This is a genomic window from Plantactinospora sp. CNZ320 (assembly GCF_002846275.1).
In genome coordinates this window covers 7,820,173-7,840,758 of record NZ_PJMP01000001.1, presented here as the reverse complement: position 1 = coordinate 7,840,758, position 20,586 = coordinate 7,820,173, and the positions used below count along the sequence as shown (strand labels likewise).

20 protein-coding genes are annotated in these 20,586 nt (G+C 72.6%); 12 read left to right on the top strand and 8 right to left on the bottom strand.

Annotation, left to right across the window (positions count from 1 at the left end; all coding sequences use genetic code 11):
• The first annotated feature begins 64 nt into the window (after positions 1–64).
• Together CLT71_RS35150 and CLT71_RS35145 are read left to right on the top strand one after the other, a co-directional pair.
• Entirely contained in the window at positions 65–583 is a 519-nt protein-coding gene (locus CLT71_RS35150; protein WP_101370895.1) for a SigE family RNA polymerase sigma factor, read from the top strand.
• Positions 583–1,185: a hypothetical protein gene (locus CLT71_RS35145; protein ID WP_101370894.1), complete on the top strand. Its 603-nt coding sequence runs from the start codon at positions 583–585 to the stop codon at positions 1,183–1,185. Before CLT71_RS35150 ends, CLT71_RS35145 begins: the two co-directional genes overlap by 1 nt.
• A 17-nt stretch (positions 1,186–1,202) precedes the next feature.
• On the opposite strand, the gene CLT71_RS35140 is transcribed toward CLT71_RS35145, so the two are convergent.
• A complete protein-coding gene (locus tag CLT71_RS35140) occupies positions 1,203–2,927 on the bottom strand; it encodes a CocE/NonD family hydrolase (protein WP_158242389.1) in 1,725 nt (574 codons plus the stop codon).
• 193 nt (positions 2,928–3,120) lie between these two features.
• Positions 3,121–3,684, bottom strand: coding sequence for a MarR family winged helix-turn-helix transcriptional regulator (locus CLT71_RS35135; RefSeq protein ID WP_486483621.1), 564 nt, complete (start codon positions 3,682–3,684; stop codon positions 3,121–3,123).
• Between the two features lie 152 nt (positions 3,685–3,836).
• Here CLT71_RS35135 and CLT71_RS35130 point away from each other — a divergent pair, with 152 nt between their 5' ends.
• Both CLT71_RS35130 and yaaA read left to right on the top strand, forming a co-directional pair.
• Positions 3,837–4,496: an NAD(P)H-dependent oxidoreductase gene (locus CLT71_RS35130; RefSeq protein ID WP_101370892.1), complete on the top strand. Its 660-nt coding sequence runs from the start codon at positions 3,837–3,839 to the stop codon at positions 4,494–4,496.
• 85 nt (positions 4,497–4,581) lie between these two features.
• Positions 4,582–5,379 carry a peroxide stress protein YaaA gene (gene yaaA / locus CLT71_RS35125; RefSeq protein ID WP_101372049.1) on the top strand — a complete coding sequence of 266 codons (798 nt, stop codon included), beginning with the start codon at positions 4,582–4,584 and terminating at the stop codon, positions 5,377–5,379.
• On the opposite strand, the gene CLT71_RS35120 is transcribed toward yaaA, so the two are convergent.
• From CLT71_RS35120 to CLT71_RS35105, 4 genes are all read right to left on the bottom strand, one after another.
• The gene (locus tag CLT71_RS35120; protein ID WP_101370891.1) at positions 5,366–6,679 is read right to left on the bottom strand and encodes an adenylosuccinate synthetase; all 1,314 of its coding nucleotides are present in this window, start codon (positions 6,677–6,679) and stop codon (positions 5,366–5,368) included. The genes yaaA and CLT71_RS35120 overlap by 14 nt on opposite strands.
• Positions 6,676–7,638 carry a DNA replication complex GINS family protein gene (locus tag CLT71_RS35115; protein WP_101370890.1) on the bottom strand — a complete coding sequence of 321 codons (963 nt, stop codon included), beginning with the start codon at positions 7,636–7,638 and terminating at the stop codon, positions 6,676–6,678. The genes CLT71_RS35120 and CLT71_RS35115 overlap by 4 nt, the downstream gene beginning before the upstream one ends.
• A 30-nt stretch (positions 7,639–7,668) precedes the next feature.
• Entirely contained in the window at positions 7,669–8,646 is a 978-nt protein-coding gene (locus CLT71_RS35110) for a protein kinase family protein (RefSeq protein WP_101370889.1), read from the bottom strand.
• Positions 8,647–8,777: 131 nt separating this feature from the next.
• Complete coding sequence (locus tag CLT71_RS35105; protein ID WP_101370888.1) at positions 8,778–9,530, bottom strand: NUDIX hydrolase; 753 nt, start codon at positions 9,528–9,530, stop codon at positions 8,778–8,780.
• Between the two features lie 243 nt (positions 9,531–9,773).
• On the opposite strand from CLT71_RS35105, the gene CLT71_RS35100 reads away from it, so the two are divergent.
• Entirely contained in the window at positions 9,774–10,571 is a 798-nt protein-coding gene (locus CLT71_RS35100) for an SAM-dependent methyltransferase (protein ID WP_101370887.1), read from the top strand.
• A gap of 66 nt (positions 10,572–10,637) precedes the next feature.
• Here the strand turns inward: CLT71_RS35100 and CLT71_RS35095 are convergent, their stop codons facing one another.
• Complete coding sequence (locus CLT71_RS35095; protein ID WP_101370886.1) at positions 10,638–11,585, bottom strand: LysR family transcriptional regulator; 948 nt, start codon at positions 11,583–11,585, stop codon at positions 10,638–10,640.
• 70 nt (positions 11,586–11,655) lie between these two features.
• Between CLT71_RS35095 and CLT71_RS35090 the strand changes: the two genes are divergently transcribed.
• The 6 genes from CLT71_RS35090 (at position 11,656) to CLT71_RS35065 (ending at position 18,413) form a co-directional block, all read left to right on the top strand.
• Positions 11,656–12,435, top strand: a complete 780-nt coding sequence (locus CLT71_RS35090; RefSeq protein ID WP_101370885.1) for a class I SAM-dependent methyltransferase — start codon at positions 11,656–11,658, stop codon at positions 12,433–12,435.
• Position 12,436: 1 nt separating this feature from the next.
• Complete coding sequence (locus CLT71_RS35085; protein ID WP_101370884.1) at positions 12,437–13,270, top strand: class I SAM-dependent methyltransferase; 834 nt, start codon at positions 12,437–12,439, stop codon at positions 13,268–13,270.
• A gap of 36 nt (positions 13,271–13,306) precedes the next feature.
• On the top strand, positions 13,307–13,528 hold the full coding sequence (locus tag CLT71_RS35080; RefSeq protein WP_486483620.1) for a dihydrofolate reductase family protein: 222 nt from the start codon (positions 13,307–13,309) through the stop codon (positions 13,526–13,528).
• Positions 13,529–13,640: 112 nt separating this feature from the next.
• The gene (locus tag CLT71_RS35075) at positions 13,641–14,795 is read left to right on the top strand and encodes a histidine kinase (RefSeq protein ID WP_101370882.1); all 1,155 of its coding nucleotides are present in this window, start codon (positions 13,641–13,643) and stop codon (positions 14,793–14,795) included.
• Positions 14,792–15,448 carry a response regulator transcription factor gene (locus CLT71_RS35070; RefSeq protein ID WP_101370881.1) on the top strand — a complete coding sequence of 219 codons (657 nt, stop codon included), beginning with the start codon at positions 14,792–14,794 and terminating at the stop codon, positions 15,446–15,448. The genes CLT71_RS35075 and CLT71_RS35070 overlap by 4 nt, the downstream gene beginning before the upstream one ends.
• Before the next feature lie 175 nt (positions 15,449–15,623).
• Positions 15,624–18,413, top strand: a complete 2,790-nt coding sequence (locus CLT71_RS35065) for an AfsR/SARP family transcriptional regulator (protein WP_158242388.1) — start codon at positions 15,624–15,626, stop codon at positions 18,411–18,413.
• A gap of 164 nt (positions 18,414–18,577) precedes the next feature.
• Here CLT71_RS35065 and CLT71_RS36800 read toward each other — a convergent pair whose 3' ends face one another.
• On the bottom strand, positions 18,578–19,291 hold the full coding sequence (locus tag CLT71_RS36800) for an amphi-Trp domain-containing protein (protein WP_158242387.1): 714 nt from the start codon (positions 19,289–19,291) through the stop codon (positions 18,578–18,580).
• 184 nt (positions 19,292–19,475) lie between these two features.
• On the opposite strand from CLT71_RS36800, the gene CLT71_RS35050 reads away from it, so the two are divergent.
• Positions 19,476–20,492, top strand: coding sequence for an NAD(+)/NADH kinase (locus CLT71_RS35050; RefSeq protein ID WP_101372048.1), 1,017 nt, complete (start codon positions 19,476–19,478; stop codon positions 20,490–20,492).
• The last annotated feature ends 94 nt before the right edge of the window (positions 20,493–20,586 follow it).

The following is a 20,586-nucleotide window of genomic DNA, read 5'->3' as shown; positions in this document are numbered from 1 at the left end:
GCGGCCGGACGTGTCGACGCCGCCGCCTGCGCGACGTTCGGCGCACGGGGAGCAGGAGCCGAGCATGTCCAACTCCATAGACGACCTCTTCTGCGAGTTCGTCCGGACCCGGTCGCGGGCATTGCTGCGGACGGCGTTCCTGCTGACCGGCGACCGGCATCTCGCCGAGGACCTGGTGCAGGATGCGCTGGCCCGTACCCATCGGGCCCGGCACCGGCTGGACGACCCCGGGCATTTCGAGGCTTACACCCGTACGGCCATGTATCACCAGCATGTGAGCTGGTGGCGACGCCGCAAGGTGGCCGAATCCCTGCCCGGCGAACTCGCCGACGTCGTTGAGCCGGACAGTGACCACGCCCGCCGCACCGATCTCAAGCTCGCCCTGCACCAGGTTCTCGACCAGCTCACCCGGCGGCAACGTGCGGTGCTGGTACTGCGGTTCTTCGAGGACCGCAGCGAGGCCGAGGCCGCAGACCTGCTGCACTGCTCGGTCGGCACGATCAAGAGCCAGACCAGCAAGGCGCTGGCGCGAATCCGGGAGATGGCGCCCGAGCTGCTCTCGGCCGTGATGGAGGAAGCCTGATGACCGACAACCTCGGGCGGCTGCGTCAGGCCATGTCCGAACTGGCCGAGCACGGCGGCAGCACCGACATGTACGAGCGAGCCCTGCGCAGATCTCGGCAGGTACAACGACGCGTCCGGGTCGCCACGACCGCCACAGTCGCGGTGGCGGTGTTCGCCGTCGGTGGTGCGGTCGCCCTCACCACCGCCAACCGGCCGAACCCACCCGCCCCGGTGGCGACCCAGGCGCCGTCACCCAGCGTCGCCCCGACCTCGGCGGCACCCAGCGTCGCACCGACTCCCGCGGGGCCGAGCAGGACAGCGCCGTCGCCGCAATCGTCCACCGGCGTCAGTCATCGACCTCAATATCCGGACTGCCCCTCTGCGAAGACCCTGGAGAAGCTCGCCGACCTGCCGAAGGACTGGCACTTCGTTCCGTCGAGTGTGGAGTGCTGGAGGAACTGGGCAACGGCCGACGCAGAGGGTCCGGTTCGCGGCGACGGCATCCACCTGTTCCAGTACAGGGCCGGCACGGGCTGGCGGTTCCACAGCGAGGGCAGCGCATTCATCTGCGAAGACCTGGGGATCACCACCGGCAACCCGCCGTTCTGCGGGAGGAACTAGCCAGGCAGGATCGGGGGTCAGTTCGTCAGCGGCAGGGTGAGCTGGCTCGGCGAGAGCTGCACGGTGACCCCGGCCGCCGACATGTCGGTGGTCAGGTATTCGCCGTGGTTGGCGACGAGCACCAACCCGATCCGGCTGCCGACCGGGAAGAGGTAGTCCTTCGGCTCCAGCCGGATCGTCACCGTGTAGGCGGTACCCGGCGTCAGTGGCGTACCGGTCGTCAGCGAGCTGCGGTTCTTGGTGTCGATGGCACCCCGGCTCACCACCCGGGTCGGCACCCCGTCGGTGTAGTGCACCAGCAGGGCGGTCAACGGGGTGCTGGTGGAGGTGGCGCTGAACCGGACCACGGCCGTGCCGGCCCCGGCCAGGCGCCGCGCGGTGGTCAACGCCGGGGCGAGGAAGACCAGCCGGTTCGGCTTGGCGGTCTCCGGTTGGCTGGTCATCGCGTACTCGAACTGGCCCCGGCTGTCGGTGAACGACTGGCTGACCGCCGGGCCGGGTGCGGTGAGCAGCGTACCGGCGGCACCACTTACCGGCCCGCCGAGGTGGTAGGTGGTCGAGGTGAACGAGCCCGGCCAACTCGGATAGGTGCTCGTCGTGCCGCCCGGCCGCTTGATGGTGGCCTGCGGCTCGCTCATGATCCCGTTGGCGATGCCGTAGAGCCAGTGGTCCATCCAGCGACCCACCGTGTCCCGCCCCACCAGGTCGCTGCCGAACGGGTCGACGTGCCCACCGTCGTGCAGCCACAGCTTGCGCGGCACGCCCTGGGCGGCGATCGCATCCCAGTACCGGCCGAAGTGGGTGGTCTTGGTGTTGTTGTCCTGCTGGCCGTGCACCAGGAAGACCGAGGCGTCCACCGAGGCAGCCCCGTCCCGGTAGTCACGCTGCTGCCAGAAGGCGTTCAGGTCGGCGGTGGCGTCGTCGGCCGAGTCACCGAGCTGGGTGTACCGGGCGTCGCACTCCGCGTCGTGCGCGGGTGAGGAGACGTACCGGGCCAGGGATTCCGGGTACCTGCTGCCGAAGCCGCCGTACGCGATGCCCTGGGCGCGGGCGTAGTCGTACCAGGCGGAGATGCCGGCGATCGGGACGATTGTCTCCAGCCCCTCGATGCCGGTTTCGGCGACGGCGATCGGCAGGGTACCGGCGTACGAGACACCGATCATGCCGACCGCACCGGTGCTCCAGTCGGCGACCGCTGGCGTACCGTCGGAGTAGCTCGCGGTGGCTCGGCCGGCCAGCCAGTCGATGGCGGCGCTCGCACTGCGGACGTCCTCCGGGCCGCCGATGGTGGCGCAGCCGTCCGACCCTGCGGTGCCCTGCATCTCGACCTCGACGACGGCGTAGCCACGCGGCACGAAGTAGTCGTCGTACCAGGCGGTGAAGTGTGCCGGGACGATCAGGTTGCCGCGTGGCGCGGTGCTGTCCCCGAAGTACGGGCTGGCGTGCATCACGGTGGCGACCTGTAGCCCGGTCTCGGTCTCCTCGGGTCGGATCACCTGCACAACGATCCGGTCGGTCGAGCCGTCGCCGTCACTGTCCATTCCGGAGTCGACGTGGACGGTCTCCTGGATGGCCGCGTCCCTGGCGAAGACGGGCTGGGTGGCGCCGTTCTCGATCCGCAGGCCCGGTGGCGCGGCGACGGCTGGTGCCGGGCCGACCAGCACACCTCCCGCCGTCAGCGTCCCGGCCACCAGGGCGGCGGCGAACGATTTGGACATGGCGGTGCCAACGCGACGACGCATGGTCCCTCCCCCGTACCGGACACGTTGCGCCACCATATCGACTCAACACGATCTGATGGAAGTCGATGTGATATCCGCGATGCGGACGGGGACGACGACTGCCGCGCGATGACCACACGCCGCCGGAAGGCGGGAGACCAGCCACCGGAAGGCAGAAGATTGAGCGGGCGGGAGACCCGGCCACCGGGCGCGATCAGCGCTGGCGGCGGCTCCGGCCCTCGTGCTCGTGCAGGTCCTCGACCACCTGGCAGGCGTTGTGCATCGGGTCGAGCCGGTCCGCGTGGATCGCCACGCGTTGCAGCAACTCCTTGAAGGCCGACTCGTCCCGGCCGAGTACGCCGAGGATCTCGGCTTCGGCGCTAGCCAGGGCGGCCTGCCGGTCCCGCCAGAGCGCCTCGCCGGCCTCGGTGGCGACGACCCGGCGGCTGCGCCTGTCAGCCGGGTCGGGCTGTCGGGAGACGAGCCCGGCGGCCTCCAGATCGTCGATCAGGTAGGTCAGGACCGTCCGGTCGATGCCCAGCTGGGCTGCCATCGCACCCTGGTTGGTCGCCAGGTTCTGGCTAGCGGAGGCGACGACCTGGTAGCCCCGGGGGCCACCGGGCACGTCCTTGACGATCTCCTCCGCCGCGCGGAGGTAGCGCCGCATGATCACCCCGAGCGCCCAGGCGAAGTCGTCCTTGAGCAACTCCGCCGCGATCCGACCGCCGCCGCCCTCGGGACGTGCGGCGGATGGCGCGGAAGCAGCGGCATCGGACACGTGACCAGCATACCCGTCAAGAAGATTATCGCCTTCAAGATGTTCTGTGATGCAGAAGTATTTCTGGGAAGATAATCTAACTCACAGTTGTGCTGCACTACGGGTCGTCTGTGGCTAACTTGGTCGGCACTACAGAACTTCTGGAGGTAAGAGTGAGCCTGTTCCGACTCGACGCCAGCATCCAGGGCGAGCGGTCCGTAAGCCGGGCCGTCGCCGACACCGCCGAGGCGGCGTGGGCCCGTACCCACCCGTCCGGGCTGGTCGTCCGGCGCGACCTGGCCGCGACGCCGGTACCGGTCGACGCCTGGAGCGCGGCGGTGAGCGCCGGATTCGTCCCGGCCGACCAGCGCAGCGAGGCACAACTACGGGCCGCCGCCCTCGCCGCCACCTACGTCGACGAGCTCCTGGCCGCCGACTGCTACCTGCTCGCCGTGCCGCTCTACAACTACGGCGTCTCCCAGCACGTCAAGTCCTGGATCGACATGCTGCTCGTCGAACCCCGGTTCGCCCCGGGCCAGGAGTCGCCGCTGCGCGGCCGGCCGGCAGCACTGATCGTCACCCGGGGCGGCGGCTACGGTCCGGGTACGCCCCGGGAGGGCTGGGACCACGCCACGCCCTACTACCGCCGCATCTTCGGCGACCTGCTCGGGCTGGACCTGCACGTCAGCGAGGTCGAGCTGACCCTGGCCGAGGTCACCCCGGCGATGGCGCCACTGCGGGACCTCGCCCGGCAGAACCTCGAAGCCGGCCACACCTCGGCCGGCAAGCACGGTGAACTGCTGGCCCAGCACGCGCTCGGCAGGGTGGCCTGACCGGCTGCGACGGGTACGCGTACGGGGTCGGCCGCCCGGCACACCCCGTACGCGACCGCCGTCGACCTGCGTAGGCTTGCTGGTCGTGCTGATCCTGCTGCCTCCGTCGGAGGGGAAGACCCCGCCCCGCTCCGGCCGGCCGGTGAACCCGGACACGCTGAGCCTGCCGGCACTCAACCCCGGCCGGGAACGCGTGCTCGACGCGCTCGTCGCGCTCTGCACCGGGCCGGACCGGACCCGGGCCAGGGAGGTGCTCGGACTCAGCCCGGGACAGGACGAGGAACTGGACCGCAACGCCCGGCTACGCACCGCGCCGGCCCAGCCGGCGGCCAGGGTCTACACCGGGGTGCTCTACGACGCACTCGGGGTCGGCACCCTGCCCGGTCCGGCCCGAACCCGGGCCCGGCGTCGGGTACTCGTCTTCTCCGGCCTCTGGGGAGCGCTCCGGCTGGACGACCGGATCCCGGCGTACCGGTGCGCGATCGGGGTGAACCTGCCCGGGCCGGGCGGGCTGGCGGCGTACTGGCGCGGGCTGCTCGACCCGGTGCTCACCGAGGCTGCCGGCGGCGGGCCGGTACTCGACCTGCGCTCCAGCGGGTATGCGGCGATGTGGCGGCCCACCGGACGGCTGGCCGAGCGCACCCTGACGGTCCGGGTGCTGCACGAGCAGGTGGTCGCCGGGGAGGTCCGGCGCTCGGTGGTGAGCCACTTCAACAAGGCGAGCAAGGGTCGACTGGTCCGCGACCTGCTGCTGGCCGGCGCGGCGCCCCGGTCGATTGGCAGGCTGGTCGAGGCGCTGCGCGACCTCAAGTACACGGTCGAGGAGCAGCCGGTGGCCGCTGGCCGCCCGCGTCAGCTCGACCTGGTGGTCACCGAACTGTGACGTCGACCGGGACGGCCGGCCGACTGTGCCGGCCACCCGGCGAAACGGCCGACCGGGCGCCCTGTCCCGGTCCGGGGCGCTTGTCGGTGGCCCGGGGACCGTAGGAGGTCATCAGCACCGGCAGGTCGAGCAGCGCCCCGATCGTCGTCGGCCAGTCGTCCGGCCGGAACAGCACCGCCGGCCCGGCCCGACGCAACAGGGCGGTCAGCTCCGCCTGGTGGGCCAGATCGCGCGCCGGCCCGGGGACGAGCCGGAACAGCGGCGCCCGGTCCACCTCGTAACCGGTGCAGACCCGCAGCGCCGGTTCCCGGTCCGGTGCGTCGGCGTGGGTGACGGCCAGCGCGTCGACCCCGCCACAGACCTGTACGGCGTACCGGTGCGCGACCGCGTCGAAGTGCCCGACCCGGAACGGCCCCTGCCATCGTCCCGTGCCGTTGTGCGGCTCGGGCAGGCGCAGCGCCGGATCCTCGGTCACGAACGGACCCGCCCCGTGCCGGGTGGTGTACGTGCGCACCACCCCGAGCCGCAGTGCCGACCGGTCCGCCTCGGCAAGCAGCGTCGCCGCGTTGTCGAAGGTCGTCGTCGACCACGTCGTGTACGGGTGCCAGCCCCGCCACTCGTCCAGCAGCACCCCCTGCGCGCCCTCGAAGACGCACGGCCCGTCCCGCAACAGGCGCCGCCGGATCGCGATCCCGTCCACCACCGCGACCGCCTCGCCGAAGGCCCGGAACGCCGTCAGCACGTCGTCGAGCGGCGGGACGTCGAGCGGACCCAGTTCGTCGGTGAGCCGGTCGCGCAACCGGGTGAGCCGGCGGGCCAGGCGTACCGGGTCGCGCACGTCGGCGACCCGCGGGGCGTCGGGGTGCCGCTGCGCGTACGCCATGGTCTCGCCGACCCCGACCCCGCACGAACCGTGCCGGTCGGCACCGCGCCGCAGCTCCCGGAGCTGGTTCGCCCCGCGGTGCCACGGGGTGGCGAGCAGCGCGTCGCCGTCGACGGTCAGCAGCCCGAGCGGTTCCGGCACCCCCGACCGGGCCAGCGCCGCCGCCTCGGCCGCCAGGGCGAGCGGATCGACCACGACGAACCGCGACAGGTGGGTGGGCACGCCGCGCAGCGTGCCCGAGCCGAACTGGGCGAAGGTGTGGTGCCGCCCGTCGGGCAGCACCACGTTGTGCGCGGCCTGCGCGCCCCCGTTGAACCGGATCACGGCGGTGACCGGCTCCCGGGCGCAGAGCCAGTCCACAGTGGTCCCCTTGCCCGCGTCCCCGTAGCCGAGGTCGACGACAATGGTGTGGTTCACAGCCGGAGGTTCCCGCCGGTGCCGTCGTCGAGCCCGGTCAGGGCGACCGAGCTGCCGACCGGTTCCCGCCGGATCGGCGCCAGCGCCCGGCCGACGCTGGCCCCGGCCGTCGAGCCGAGGTCGTGGAGATCCCGCAGCCCGGCGTCGAGGTCGATGGCCTGCTCACCGAGCCCGACGGTGAGCGCGATGGTCTCGCAGACCGCGTCGAGGTCGTCGAGTTCCAGGACGTTCTGGCCGAGCAGTTTCCGCCAGGCGTTCAGGATGCGCGGGTCGCCGGCATAGCTGGAGCCGCTGGGCAGGATGTAGTAGACCTCGAAGCTGCGCCGCAGCTCACGGACGATCTCGGTGACCGGGATCGGCTCGGTGAGCTGGTCGCCGATCACCCGGCGGACCTCCGCCGGCTTGACCCGGTCGTACGGCAGCTCGTCGCCGATCAGGAACAGATAACCGGGCCGGCCCCGTCGGCGTACGCTGTCCAGCTCGGTGTGCCGGGCCATGAAGTACATCGCCAGCTCGTACGACTCGGTCTGCTGGCCGCCGCCACCGCCCTCCAGCACGATGTTGGCCAACTGGTCGTCCATCCGGTTGTCCGACTCGAACTGGCCGATCTGCAAGGGCACCCGGTCACAGGTGGCGTCGCCGACCGCCCCGAACAGGATCTGCGGATCCCGGGCGTAGCCCTTGCGCAGCAGCAGCCCCAGCAGTTGCGGCAGCTTCGTCTGGAGTACCCGGGGCACGTCCCGCATCGAGCCGGTGACGTCGAAGAGTACGGCGATCGGGGTCGAGTGCGGGTGTTCGGCGCTGTCCCGGCTCTCCCGGGCGGTCACCTTGTAGGGGCTGAGATCGGGATGCGCGGTGCGGGCACCGCCGTCGCTGTAGGCGAACGGGCTCGTTCCGGTGGCCGCGCGGTAGCTCGCGGCAGCCGAGTACACGTCGGTGGACCAGCGTCCACTGCCCATGGTGGTTCCCTTCGGTCGGGCCTGAGGGGATCAGGCCGGCATGGCGAACGGTCGGAATTGGCGGGGTCCGTAGAGGTCGTGCAGCAGGTCGTCGAGTTCGGCGAGGAGCCGCCAGGCGTCGTCGGGGCGCATCGCCGGGCGGTCCAGGCGGCAGCCGTCGGCGAACCGGCGCAGCGCGGGCGGCAGCCGCGGGCCGATCAGCCGGACCATCAGCTCGGCGGCGGCGTAGATGTCGGTGGCCGGGGAGGCGGGTCGGCGGCCGGGCACCTCGGGCGGATAGGCGTCGCGGTGCCGGGCGACGAGCGCGGGTATCCGCTGGCCGGGCGGGACCGAGTAGCACCAGTCGACCAGTGCGAGGCCGTGTTCGGCGGGTTGGATCAGCACGTGCTCGGGAAGCACCGCGCCGTGCACGAGGCCGGCCCGGTGTGCCCAGCCGAGCCCGACGAGCAGCCGGCGCCACATCCAGGCGGCGTCGCGCGGGTCGACGCCGTCGGGGTACCGGCGGGCCACCTCGGCGAGGTCGACGAAGCCGTCGAGCCGTTCCAGCACCGGTCCGGTGCGCCGGATCCCGGTCGCCGGGTCGTCGTGCGTGACGGTGTCCAGCAGCTTCGGCGCGTAGGCCCGGAACCGGTGTTCGCCCCGCCGGGCGAGTTGGTCGAGGGCGTCGATCTCGGCGCGGGCCAGATCGCCGTCGGTCGGGTCGCGGGGCAGTTTCAGCAGGCCGCGCAGGGGCCCGTCGGCGACCTCGCGCAGGGTGCCGACATCACCGCTGGCGAACTCGGCGCCGACGGCCCAGCGGTGGCGCCGGGTCCGGATGACCGCGTTGCTGGCGGCCCAGAGCGCGGCGAGCCGGGCCAGGGCCGCCGTCGCGGTAGCGGTGCGACCGGCCGGCGCGACGTCGGGGTGCAGGATCTTGACCATCCGGCGGTACGTCGTCGCGCCGTCGACGAATATCTCGGCCGGGGTACCCGCCCGCTCCACCAGGGCGACCGCCTCGTCGAAGCCCATCGTCTCCTCGCCTTCCCGCAGGCTTTCGGTGCCGCTCCGCCGGCCCGGCCTGGTCCCCCGGTAGCGACCGTTGCGGCACGACGGCCCCGTCCGGCCGGACCCGCCCGTCGCTTCGGAATCCCGTGGCCGACTCACCGGATCTGCTCCTCCCGGGTCGGCCGGAGCAGGGCCGGATGCAGCAGGGTGGCGTCCCCGGCCCGGTAGAGCCGGGCCCGTGGCCCGCCCCGCTCGCCGCCCCGGCTGGTCGTCGCGCCGGTGCTCTCCACGAAGCCGGGCACCGAGAGCACCTTGCGGTGGAAGTTGCCGGGGTGCAGCGGCTCGCCCCAGACGGCGGTGTAGACGGCGCGCAGTTCCCCGATGGTGAACTCGGCCCCGAGGAACGCCGTGCCCAGCGGGGTGTACTCCAGCTTGGCGCGGGCCCGTTCCAGTCCGTCGGCGAGCACGGCGTCGTGGTCGAAGGCCAGCTCCCGGACGTCGTCGACGGGCAACCACGCAGCGCTGGCGGCGTCGCCACCGGCCCGGGGATCCGGCAGGCTGGGCGCGAAACCGAGGTAGGCCACGGACACCACCCGCATCCGTGGGTCCCGCCCCGGGTCGCCGTAGCTGCGCAACTGTTCGAGGTGGACCCGGGCCAGGGCCGCCTCGCCGGGGCGCAGCCCGGTCTCCTCGGCCAACTCGCGGCGGGCCGCCTCGGCCAGCGTCTCGTCCCGGACGAACCCGCCGGGCAGGGCCAGCCGCCCCCGGTGGGGGTCTTCGGCCCGTTCCACCAGCAGCACGTGCAGCGCACCGTCCCGGATGGTCAGCACCACGATGTCGACGGTGACCGCGACAGGCGGAAACGCCGTCGGGTCGTACCCGGCGAGGATGGTGGAGTCGGCGCGCATCGTCCGTCCCTCGTTATTCTCAGACTGAGTCTTTCTCAGTTCGAGAACAAACTACCGCGCGGTGCTCCACGTTTCAACCCCGGCCGGACCGGCCCGGGACGACGCGCCGTCACCGGGCCGTGACCGTCCATAGAGGCTGGTCGGGAAGGCGTTTCCCCACTGGCCTCCGCGCGGGAACCGATCGACGGGCGGGCTAAGATCTGCTCGCGTTCGCAACCCTCGAACCACATCCCGGGAGTGCCCGTGACAAACCAGGACCGCGTGCCGACCGGCATCGACACCACCCAGATGAGCCACGCCCGCGCCTACGACTACGTGCTCGGCGGCAAGGACAACTTCGCGGTGGACCGGGAAGCGGCCAAGCAGGTCATCGCGCTCGCCCCGGACCTGCCCGCCCTCGGCAAGGCGCAGCGACGCTTCCTGCTCCGGGTCACCCAGATGTGTGCCGACGCCGGCATCAAGCAGTTCCTCGACATCGGCGCCGGCATCCCCACCGCGCCGAACGTGCACGAGACCGCTCGGGCCATCATCCCGGACGCCCGGGTGGTCTACGTGGACATCGACCCGATCGTCTTCATCCACAACCGGGCCCTGCTCGCCACCGACGAGAACGTGGCCTCGATCCAGGCCGACGTACGCCAGCCGGACGCACTCCTCGACGACCCGCAGGTGCAGCGGCTGATCAACCTCGACGAGCCCGTGCTGCTGCTCTTCATCGGCCTGTTCCACCTGGTCACCGACGCCGAGGACCCGGCGGCGCTCATCGCGCGGTTCCGCGAGCGGATGGCGCCGGGCAGCTACGTCTGCATCTCCCAGTTCTGCACCGACGGCAGCGACCCGGCGGCCAAGGCGAAACTGGAGGAGATCTCCGCCAACTCCCCCGCGCCGATGACGTTCCGGCGCCGCGACGAGATCGAACGCCTCTTCGAGGGCTTCGAGTTGCTCCCGCCCGGCGTCGTCGACGTGCAGAAGTGGTGGCCGGACGAGCAGGCCCCGCCGACCATGCTCAAGGTCGCCGCCGGGGTCGGCCGGAAGCTCTAGCTCTAGCCACCGGTAGCGCCGGTCGGCGGCGGGTCAGCCCGACCGGCGCCGGCCGGGCACCGTCGGTCAGCTCCGCTGCGACGCGAGATCGGCAAGTACCTCGAGCATCGCGGTCACCGCCGGAGCGCGGATCTCCGGCCTGGCCGTCACCGCGAGGAGCTGTCGGGTCGGCAGCACCGGACTGGTCGGGCGCAGCACCACGTCGCGGCGCACCGCCACGGCGGCCAGGGTCGGCATCAGCATCACGCCGACACCGGCCGCCACCAGCGCCTGCTTGCCGCTCCAGTCGTCGCACCAGAACCCGATCCGGGGTGCGGCGCCGAGCGCCTCGGTGAGCGGGGCGACCGGCCCGAGACAGTCCGGATGTGCCCCGTCGATCCAGGTCTCGCCGCCCAACTCGGCCAGCCGGACCCGGCGGCGCCGCGCCAGCCGGTGCTGGGCCGGCAGGACGACCTGGAGTTCCTCGTCGAGCAGGGGCACCAACTCGACACCCTCGACGTGCATCCGGGGCGGCTCGGCACCGACCGGGGCGTCCCGGGCCGCCTGCGGTTCGTCGTAGAGGTGCCAGTCGGTCACCAGGGCCAGGTCGATCCGCCCGTCCCGGACCGACGGCAGCAGCGCCGCCTGGTCCAGTTGCCGCAGGCTGAGCGCCACCCCGGGATGGAGCCGGCCGAACCGGCGGACCGCCTCCGGCACGAAGTGCGTGTTGACGCTCGGAAAGGCGGCCAGCCGGAGTTCACCTGACTCCAGCTCCGCGAAGGAGGCCAGCCGGGCCTCCAGGTCCCGCAGCCGGTCGAGACTCTCCCGGGCCATCTCGATCGCGACCGCACCGGCCGGGGTCGGCCGGACACCACGGGCGTCCCGGCTGAACAGCCGTACCCCGAGCCGCCGTTCCAGGCCTGCCACCTGGCGCGAGACGGCGGGCTGGGTCAACGAGAGCGCCGTGGCCGCCGCCGAGAACGAACCGCGTTCGCCGACCGCGACGAGTACCTGCAACGACCAGGGGTCAAGCATGCATCGAGCTTATGGCAGACCCAACCAACCCGCAGTTGTCCGCATGGCAGATCAGGTCGACGCTTGACCGGTGAGTCCAATCCGCACGATCCCGGGGTACGACCCGGACGCCGGCAGCGTCACCGTCGCCCGGATCGCCGACCAGTTGGCCTTCCTGTCCGGGTGGCTGCCACCACCGCCGGCCCGGATCCTCGACGCGGGCTGCGGGCGTGGCCACCTCGCCCGGGCTCTCGGCCAGGCCGGCTACGCCGTCCTCGGCGTCGACGTCGACCCGGTGGCCGTCGCCTCGGCCGCCACGCGCGGCGTCGCGGCCCTCGTCGCCGACCTGGCCGAATACCGGGACGAGTACCAGTTCGACGTGGTGCTCTGTTCGCTCTCCCTGCACCACATGACGGACCTCGCCGCCGCGCTGGGACGGGCCCGGTCGCTGCTGCGGCCGGGCGGGTTGCTGGTGGTCGACGAGTTCGCCTGGGAACGGGCGGATGCCGTCACCGCCGGCTGGTACCACGACATGGCGGCAGTGCTCGGCGCCGCCGGGCTACTCGGACCGGGGCCCGACACCGGGCCGGTCGAGGCGCCGCACGCGCAGTGGGTCGATCGACACCGGGACGAGTACCGCCTGCACTCGGGGGAGGCGGTCACCAGGGCGATCGGCACGCTCTTCGACATCCGCGAGACCGCGCGGGTGCCGTACCTGCACCGCTATCTCGCCGACCGGCTCGGCGACGACGCCGACGGGCTGGCGGTCTTCACCGTACTGCGACACATCGAGCGTCTGCGAGTGGCCGACGGCGGCCTCACCGCGGTCGGCCTGCGGCTGCTCGCCCAGGCCCTTCCGGAAGGGAACTGAAATGCAGATAGCCAACATCGACCAGGCCGAGGCGTGGAACGGGCCAGAGGGTGTCAACTGGGCGGCGCAGAGCGAGCGCGACGACCCGGTCAACGGCGCGGTCACCGACACGCTGCTCAGCACCGCCGCGATCGGGCCGGAGGACCGGGTCCTCGACATCGGCTGCGGTACCGGCGGGACGACCCTGCTGGCCGCCCGGCTGGCCACCCGGGGTCGGGTGCTCGGCGTCGACCTCTCCGCGCCGATGCTCGACCAGGCCCGTGTTGCCGCGGACTCGGCGGGTCTGCGCAACGTCGAGTTCACCCAGGGCGACGTGCAGGTGTTCCCGTTTCCGGACGGTGGGTTCGACGTGGCGATCAGCCAGTTCGGCATCATGTTCTTCGCCGACCCGGTGGCAGCCTTCCGCAACGTCCGTCACGCGCTGCGGCCCGGTGGGCGGCTCGCCTTCGTCTGCCCCCGCGCCATGACCGACAACCCCTGGTACGTGGCCCCGCTCTCCGCGCTCTGCGACCAGCCCGACCCGGACCGGCTGCCCGACTCCTCGATGTTCTCGCTGGCCGATCCGACCCGGCTGGCGGAGGTGCTGGGCGGGGCCGGCTTCACCGACGTGCGTCCCCGACCCCTCGACGTCCCGATGACGTTCGGGGCCGACCCGGAGGAGGCGGCCGACGGGTTCCTCGGTTCGGGACCGGTGCTCGCGGTACTGCAACAGGACGGCGGGCCGAGCGCCGAGACGGCCCGGCGGATTCTCGCCGAGACGCTGCGCTCGTACGAGGGTCCCGACGGGGTACGGATCCCCGGAGCGCACTGGCTGGTGACCGCCCGCCGACCGTAGCGCTGCCCCGAACCGCTGTCGGGGCTTCGGGCGGTCGTGCCCGCCGGTGACCGGGACGTCGCGATCACCGGCGGGGCGGCGACGGTCAACCAGTACCTGCGGGCCGGGCTCATCGACGAGCTGCGTACCCACGTCGCCCCGATCACCCTCGGCGCGGACGAGCGGCTCTTCGTGGACGTACCCCGACTGGAGCTGCGGATCCGGTCGGCCCGGGCCGCGTCGCTGGCCACCCACGTCACCTACCGGATCGTCCGCTGACCCGCTCGCGGCGGTCGCGCCGTGTCTGCGCGCCGCCTGCGGCCGGGATACGCCGCCGCGACCGTACTTTCGGCCGGTTCGGCGCCCGGCCCGGTTCCGTAGCCTGACCGGCGTGAACGTTGCGAACCACGGTCGAGCCCGGGTCGCCGCCGACGTCGCGCTCGGCATCCTCTTCGGCGCGGCCCTGCTGGGCACCGCGACCGCGCTCGCCGCGAGCTGGGGTGGCCATTACTGGCTGTTCGACTGCGCGGTCGGAGCGCTGGCCTGCGGAATCGCGCTGACCCGTCGGCGGCACCGGCTGCGGGCGGCGGTCGCCGGCCTCGCCGTCGCGGCGGTCGCCACAGCGGTCGCCCGGGTCGCCGGGCTGCCCGCCGAGCCCGGCCCCGCCACCGCCCTCGCCCTCGCCGTGCTGACGGGTTCCGCACTCCGGAACCTGCCGACCCGCCCGGCCGCCGGGGTCGCGGTCGCCGGGCTGGGCATCGTGGTCGGCTCCCAACTCGCGTTCCCGTCCTCCTCCGGCACGGGTCTCGGCACCGTCGCCGGGCTGAACGCCCTCGGCTGGCTCGCCGCGCTGACTGTCGGGCTGGGCCTGCGCCTGCTGGCCGCCCGTCGCCGGGCCATGGCTGAGCGGGTACGCCGGGACGAGCGGCTGGAACTGGCCAGGGAGTTGCACGACGTCGTCGCCCACCACATCACCGGCATCGTGGTACAGGCGCAGGCGGCCCAGATCGTCGCCCGCCGGAATCCCGATCGGGCCGGCGCGGCGCTGGCCGGCATCGAGTCGGCCGGGTCGGACGCGCTGGCCGCGATGCGCCGGGTGGTAGGGCTGCTGCGCGACACCGACGACGCCGCCCCGACCAGCCCCAACCCGGAACGCCTGGACGACCTGGTACGGCGCTTCGCCGGTCACGGGCCGGCGGTACGGCTGCGGTTGCCGGACGGCGAGGACACCTCGACATGGCCGCCCGAGGTGACGAGTACCGTCCACCGGGTGGTGCGGGAGTCGCTGACGAACGTCGCCAGGCACGCCCCGCAGGCCCGCTCGGTCACGGTGACGGTCGACCGGGACCGGTCAGCGGTCACCGTGGAGGTGGTCGACGACGCCCCACCTGCCACGACCCGTTATCCCCACCGGGCCGGCTACGGACTGCTCGGGATGCGGGAACGCCTCGAGGCGCTCGGCGGCACCCTCCGGGCCGGGCCGCGTCCGGACGCCGGCTGGGCGGTACGCGCCACCGTGCCCGTCGCGGCCGGGGAGCGTCGGTGACCATCCGGGTGCTGCTCGCCGACGACCAGGCGATGGTACGCAGCGGACTGCGGCTCATCCTCGAGGACCAGCCCGACATCGACGTGGTCGCCGAGGCGTCCGACGGAGGGCAGGCGGTCGCGCTCGCCCGACGGCTGCGCCCCGACGTCAGCCTGGTGGACATCCGGATGCCCCGGCTCGACGGCATCGAGGTGACCCGCGCGCTTGCCGGCCCCGAGGTGCCCGATCCACTCCGGGTAGTCGTGGTCACCACGTTCGACCTCGACGAGTACCTCTACGGCGCACTGCGCGCCGGAGCCGTCGGCTTCGTGCTCAAGGACGCCGGCCCGACGCTGCTGGTCGAGGCGGTCCGGGCCGCACACGCCGGTGACGCGCTGGTCTCGCCCTCGGTCACCGTGCGACTCCTGCGCCACCTGCGGACCATCGGGGCACCCGGCAACGGGCGGCCCGCCCGGGCACTCTCCGAACGCGAGATCCAGGTCGTCCGGGCCGTCGCCGCCGGGCGTACCAATCAGGAGATCGCCGCCGAGCTGTTCATCTCGATCAGCACGGTCAAGAGTCACCTTTCCGGCATCCAGACGAAGCTGGGGCTGCGCAACCGGGTCGAGATCGCGGCCTGGGCCTGGCAGAACCATCTCGTCGGGCTCGGCTAGGGGTTGCACCGTCATCGCGTTGCGGAATTGCGCAACGAATTCAGGAATTGATCTCCGTCCCGTCGGTAAATCGATACTGTCTGACCTCGCGACCCTGTATGTGTACGTCAGGCTGCGTATTTTCGATTGCCCGCTGTTGTGTCAGCCTGTCGTAGACGCGGGGGCGGAGATGACGATGACCAACGGGGTGGAATTCGGGCTGCTCGGGCCCGTCGAGGTACGGGTGGACGACCGGCCGGTGCCGGTCCGGTCGCCGAAGTGCCGGATACTGCTGGCGACGCTGTTACTGGAGCCGGGCCGGCTCGTCCCGATCGGCCGGCTCGCCCAGGCGATCTGGGACGACCGGCAGCCGGACAATCCGCGCCGGGCGGCGCAGTTGTACGTCACCCGGCTGCGCGCACTGCTCGACGAGGCGGGTGCGCCACCAATGATCACCACCGGCTCCGACGGCTACCTGATCGAGGTTGCCGAGGACCGTGTCGACCTCGGGCGGTTCCGAAACTGGCTGCTGGCGGCCGACGGGGCGGCTCGACGCTCCGATCCGGACGGTGCGGGTACGGCACTGCGCGCGGCACTGCGCCAGTGGCGCGGCGATCCGCTCTGCGACGTACCGTCGGAACTGCTGCACCGGGAGTGCGTACCCGGCCTGGCTGAACAGCGACTCCGTGCTCTGGAGCGGCGGATCGACGCCGACCTGCGGCTCGGCCGGTACGCCGATCTCGTCGAGGAGTTGCGCGGACTTACCGCCCGGGACAGCCTGCGGGAACGGCTGTGGCTGCAACTGGTCACCGCGCTGCACCGCAGCGGTCGCCGGGCCGAGGCGCTGGACGCCTATCACCAGGCGCGTCGACATCTGGCCCGGGAGCTGGGGCTCGACCCGGGCGAGGAGTTCCAGCGGCTGCACGCCCAGGTGCTCGCCGGCACCCCGACGGCACCCGCCGAGGCGGTGCGGCTGCCACCGGTACCCCGGCAACTGCCGCCGGACGTCCGCGGCTTCGCCGGGCGGACCGCCGAGCTGGACCGGCTGCACCGCCTGCTCCGCACCCGGGGCCTTCACCCCGGCGGCGCCCCGGGCGTCGTGGTGCTCAACGGTACCGCCGGGGTCGGCAAGACGGCGCTGGCACTGCACTGGTCCCGGCGGGTCGCCGAGTCCTTCCCCGACGGGCAGCTCTGGGTCAACCTGCGCGGTTACGACGACCGGGCCAGGGTGAGCCCCGAGCACGCGCTGACGCTGTTCCTGCGCGCGCTCGGGCTGCCCGCCGCCGAGATCCCCGCCGACCTCGACGGGCAGACCGGGTTGTATCGCTCCCTCATGGACGGTCGCCGGATGCTGGTGGTACTGGACAACGCGGGCGACGCCGACCAGGTCCGGCCGCTGCTGCCCGGCGGGACCGGAAGCTTCGTGCTGGTCACCAGCCGCAGCGAACTCTCCGCACTGGTGGTGACCGAGGGAGCCCGTCCGGTCCGGGTCGACCCGTTCACCGCTGACCAGGCCCGGCAGATGCTCGGTTCCCGGCTCGGGCAGCGGCGGATCGAGGCCGAGCCCGAGGCGGTGAACCGGATCGTCGAGGCGTGCGGGCGGCTGCCGCTGGCCCTGGCCATCGTCGCCGCCCGGGCCGTCGCCCGTCCCGCCTTCCCGTTGGCGGCGCTGCACAGGCAACTGGGCGAAGCCGGGGACGGGCTGGACCGGTTCGCCAGCCCGGACACGGCGGTGGACGTACGCGCGGTCTTCTCGTGGTCGTACCGGACCCTCGGCACGCCGGCCGCCCGGCTGTTCCGGCGGCTCGGCCTGCACCCCACGCCGGAGCTGTCCGCCCCGGCCGCGGCGACCCTGGTCCAAGCCGACGAGCCGCAGAGCCGGGTACTGCTCGACGAACTCGCCGCCGCGCACCTGGTCAGCGAGCACGCCCCGGACCGGTTCGTCGTGCACGACCTGCTCTACGCGTACGCCGCCGAACTCGCCACCGCACAGGATCCGCCAGCGCTGCGCGACGACAGTCAACGTCGGCTGGTCGAATGGTTGACGCGCAGCGCCCTGCACGCCCGGCCACTGCTCCAGCCGAGCGAATCCGAGGTGACGGTGCCCGGGGTTCCCCGGGACGTCACGCCGCTTGTCTTTCCCGGGGAGCGGCAGGCGCGGGAGTGGTACGGCACCGAACGGCACAACCTGGTCGCCGCCGTGGAACTGGCGCAGGCCCGCGGCTTCGACGACCTCTGCTGGCGTCTCGCCTACGCCAGTTGGATCCACCTGCACCTGACCCGGGCCTGGGGCGAGCTGATCCGCACCCATCGGGCCGGGCTGTGCGCCGCCGAGCGGGCCGGTGACCGGGTCGGCCAGGCGCACATGCTCAGCGGCATCGGCACCGCCTACCGGTCGACCCGACAGACCGCGCTGGCGGTGCAGACCCACCGGCGAGCCCTGGAGATCTTCCGGGAGGTGGACGACCCGGCGGGCATCGCGACGGTGCTGAGCAACCTCGGCGCCGCGTACCGGGACGCCGGTGAGCACCACCGCTCGCTGCGGTGCAGCCGGCAGGCGTACGCGCTGGAACGGGCGCACGGCGAGGCCGGGAACATGTCGATCTCGCTCTACCAGATCGCGCTGACCCTGACCGTCGCCGGACGCCCCGCCGAGGCGGTACCGGTGATAGCGGAGTCCCTGGAGATCTTCCGGTCGATCGGCCACCGCCGGGGCGAGGCAAGGGCGTTGCAGGCCGCCGCGACCGCGCAGAGCCGACTGGGCCGGCACGGCGCCGCGATCGACCACTACCGGCGGGCCGCCGAGATCTACCGGGACCTCGACGACCGCTGGTACCAGGCGGCCAGCCTGCACCGGCTCGGCGACGCGCTGCGGACGGCCGGGCGCTGCCAGGACAGCCGGGCGGTCTGGCGGCAGGCCCTCGCCGCCTACGAGGAACTCGGCGCGCCGGACGCCGCAGTCCTGCGCGCCAAGCTTCAGGACTGACTCGCCGCCGATCCGGTCAGCCGAACCGTCGACGTAGCTCCCGGAGCAGCTCCCCGACGTCGGTTACCAGCAACTCTGGTGCGGGGTGCCGCGCTGCCGAGATCGCCGGGTGGGTTGGTCCGGAAACCCGGTCGCCCCACCCGGCGGCCGTTTCCAGCAGCGGGTCAGGCCGCTCCGGCAGGCCGGCTCTCGCCAGTCGGCTCAGCAGTCCCCGACGACTCGGTCGGGCTCGACGACTCGACCGCGCTGGACGACTCGTCCGCGCTGGACGGCTTGGCGTCGCTGGTGGTGGCGGTCGATTCGGCCGGGTCGTTGGTCGCCGCCGACTCCGCCGGGTCGCTGGTCGACTCCGCCGGCTTCACCTGCTCGGTGGTCGCCGGGACATCCACCGGCGCCGGCTCGGTGCTCACCGGCTCGATCAGCCCCGCACCGGCGGTCGCCGCCGCTCCGGTCGACTTCTCGCTCTCCTCGTCGTCGCCCTCTTCGCCCTCGTCGTCGCCCGCTTCGTCCTCGTCCTCTCCGTCTTCCTCGTCCTCGTCCTCGTCTTCTTCGTCTTCCTCGTCGTCTTCGTCATCGTCGGTGGCGTTGGGATCCGTCCAGGAGAACTCGATCTCGACGGAGATCTCGGCGCCTTCGCGCTCGATCTCCAGCTCACACTCGACCTGATCGGTGACGGCGACCGCGCCGCCCGCGCCGTAGAAGATCTTCCCCTCCGAATCGAGCTGGTGGGCCAGCTGGCGCAGCCAGCCCGCCAGGTCCGCCCGCGACACCGTACGCTCGTCCTCGTAGATTTCCATGGCCGACATGCTCGCACTCAAGACAGGGTCCGCCGCGCCTGGGTCCGACAGATCTCGACCGGCCGCGATGCCCCGCCACACACACCGATGCCCCGCCACACAACGCCGATCCCCCGGAACCGCACCGCCCGGCCCGGTGACCGCGACACGGGTCGGTCCCGGCCCGTCGAGCGGCTTCGTGGTAGGCAGTGGCCAGGACCGCGACCGGATCGTCCACCGCCCGATGGCGGTTGGCGCGGCCGCGAGGCAGGAGAGACGAGAGAGCATGACGGGTCAGCGGATCGGCTTGGTGGTGCACGAGGGCCGGGCGGCGGCGGTGGCGGCGGCCGGCGCCGTCCGCCGCTGGGCGGCCGAGCACTCGATCGGGGTCAGCGACATCGACGTCTGGGAGCCGTCCTGGGAACACCGGCAACGGCGCAACGCGGGTGACGAGGCCGAGGCCGCCGGTCATCCGGCGCTGGTGGTCACGGTCGGCGGGGACGGTACGTTCCTGCGGGGCGCGCGGATCGCCGCCAAGGACGGGGTACCCGTGCTCGGCATCAACGTCGGCCGGGTGGGTTTCCTGACCGAGATCGAGCCGACCGAGATCGACACGGCGCTGGAGGCGTTCTTCTCCGGCCGGGTACAGCTCGACGAACGACTGATGCTTACGCTGTGCGCCTCCCGGCCGCTGGAGATCCCCGGCGGGATGGAGGCGCTGCTGCGCTACGGGCGCGGGCCGCTGCTGCCGCCGCCCCCACCCCTGCCCCCTACCGCCGAACCCGCCGACCAGCCCGGCGTGGCGCTGGACGTCACCGCACTCAACGACATCGTCTTCGAGAAGCTGGCCCGGGACCGTCAGGCCGGCCTCGGGGTGTACCTGGACCAGACCCTCTTCGCGTCCTACTCGGCCGACGCCCTGGTGGTGGCCAGTCCGACCGGCTCCACCGCCTACAACTTCGCCGCCGGTGGCCCGATCCTCTCCCCCAGGCTCGCCGCGCTGGTCCTCACCCCGGTCGCCCCGCACATGGTCTTCAACCGCAGCCTGGTGATGGCCGCCGACGAGGCGGTGACGGTACGGGTCCTCGAACAGTCCGGGCAGGTGGCGGTCAGCGTGGACGGGCAGCTTCGCGGCGTACTCGATCCCGGGGACTGGGTGACCGTGCTGCCGGCGCGCGAGCCGGCCCACCTGGTGCGGCTGCGGCCATCCGGGTTCTACTCCCGGTTGCGGGAGCGGTTCTCCCTCGCCGACGCGCCCGCTGCGGTGGCGGACAGCCGACGGCCCGACCAGGCCGACGGCTGACGCACCCGGCGCAACCGCGCCGGCCAGGTGGCGTGGCGCCGGCCCGGTGGTTTAGTTCGGGTCCGGTGGTTTAGTTCGGGTCCGGTGGTTTAGT

Bases quoted from the DNA above. Each gene is read 5' to 3' on its own strand.
- CLT71_RS35145 (WP_101370894.1), top strand. From the start codon at position 583: ATGACCGACAACCTCGGGCGGCTGCGTCAGGCCATGTCCGAACTGGCC.
- CLT71_RS35050 (WP_101372048.1), top strand. From the start codon at position 19,476: ATGACGGGTCAGCGGATCGGCTTGGTGGTGCACGAGGGCCGGGCGGCG.
- CLT71_RS35110 (WP_101370889.1), bottom strand. From the start codon at position 8,646: ATGGGCTTCGACGAGGCGGTCGCCCTGGTGGAGCGGGCGGGTACCCCG.
- CLT71_RS35150 (WP_101370895.1), top strand. From the start codon at position 65: ATGTCCAACTCCATAGACGACCTCTTCTGCGAGTTCGTCCGGACCCGG.
- CLT71_RS35095 (WP_101370886.1), bottom strand. From the start codon at position 11,585: ATGCTTGACCCCTGGTCGTTGCAGGTACTCGTCGCGGTCGGCGAACGC.
- CLT71_RS35115 (WP_101370890.1), bottom strand. From the start codon at position 7,638: ATGGGCAGTGGACGCTGGTCCACCGACGTGTACTCGGCTGCCGCGAGC.
- CLT71_RS35085 (WP_101370884.1), top strand. From the start codon at position 12,437: ATGCAGATAGCCAACATCGACCAGGCCGAGGCGTGGAACGGGCCAGAG.
- CLT71_RS35105 (WP_101370888.1), bottom strand. From the start codon at position 9,530: ATGCGCGCCGACTCCACCATCCTCGCCGGGTACGACCCGACGGCGTTT.
- CLT71_RS35065 (WP_158242388.1), top strand. From the start codon at position 15,624: ATGACCAACGGGGTGGAATTCGGGCTGCTCGGGCCCGTCGAGGTACGG.
- CLT71_RS35140 (WP_158242389.1), bottom strand. From the start codon at position 2,927: ATGCGTCGTCGCGTTGGCACCGCCATGTCCAAATCGTTCGCCGCCGCC.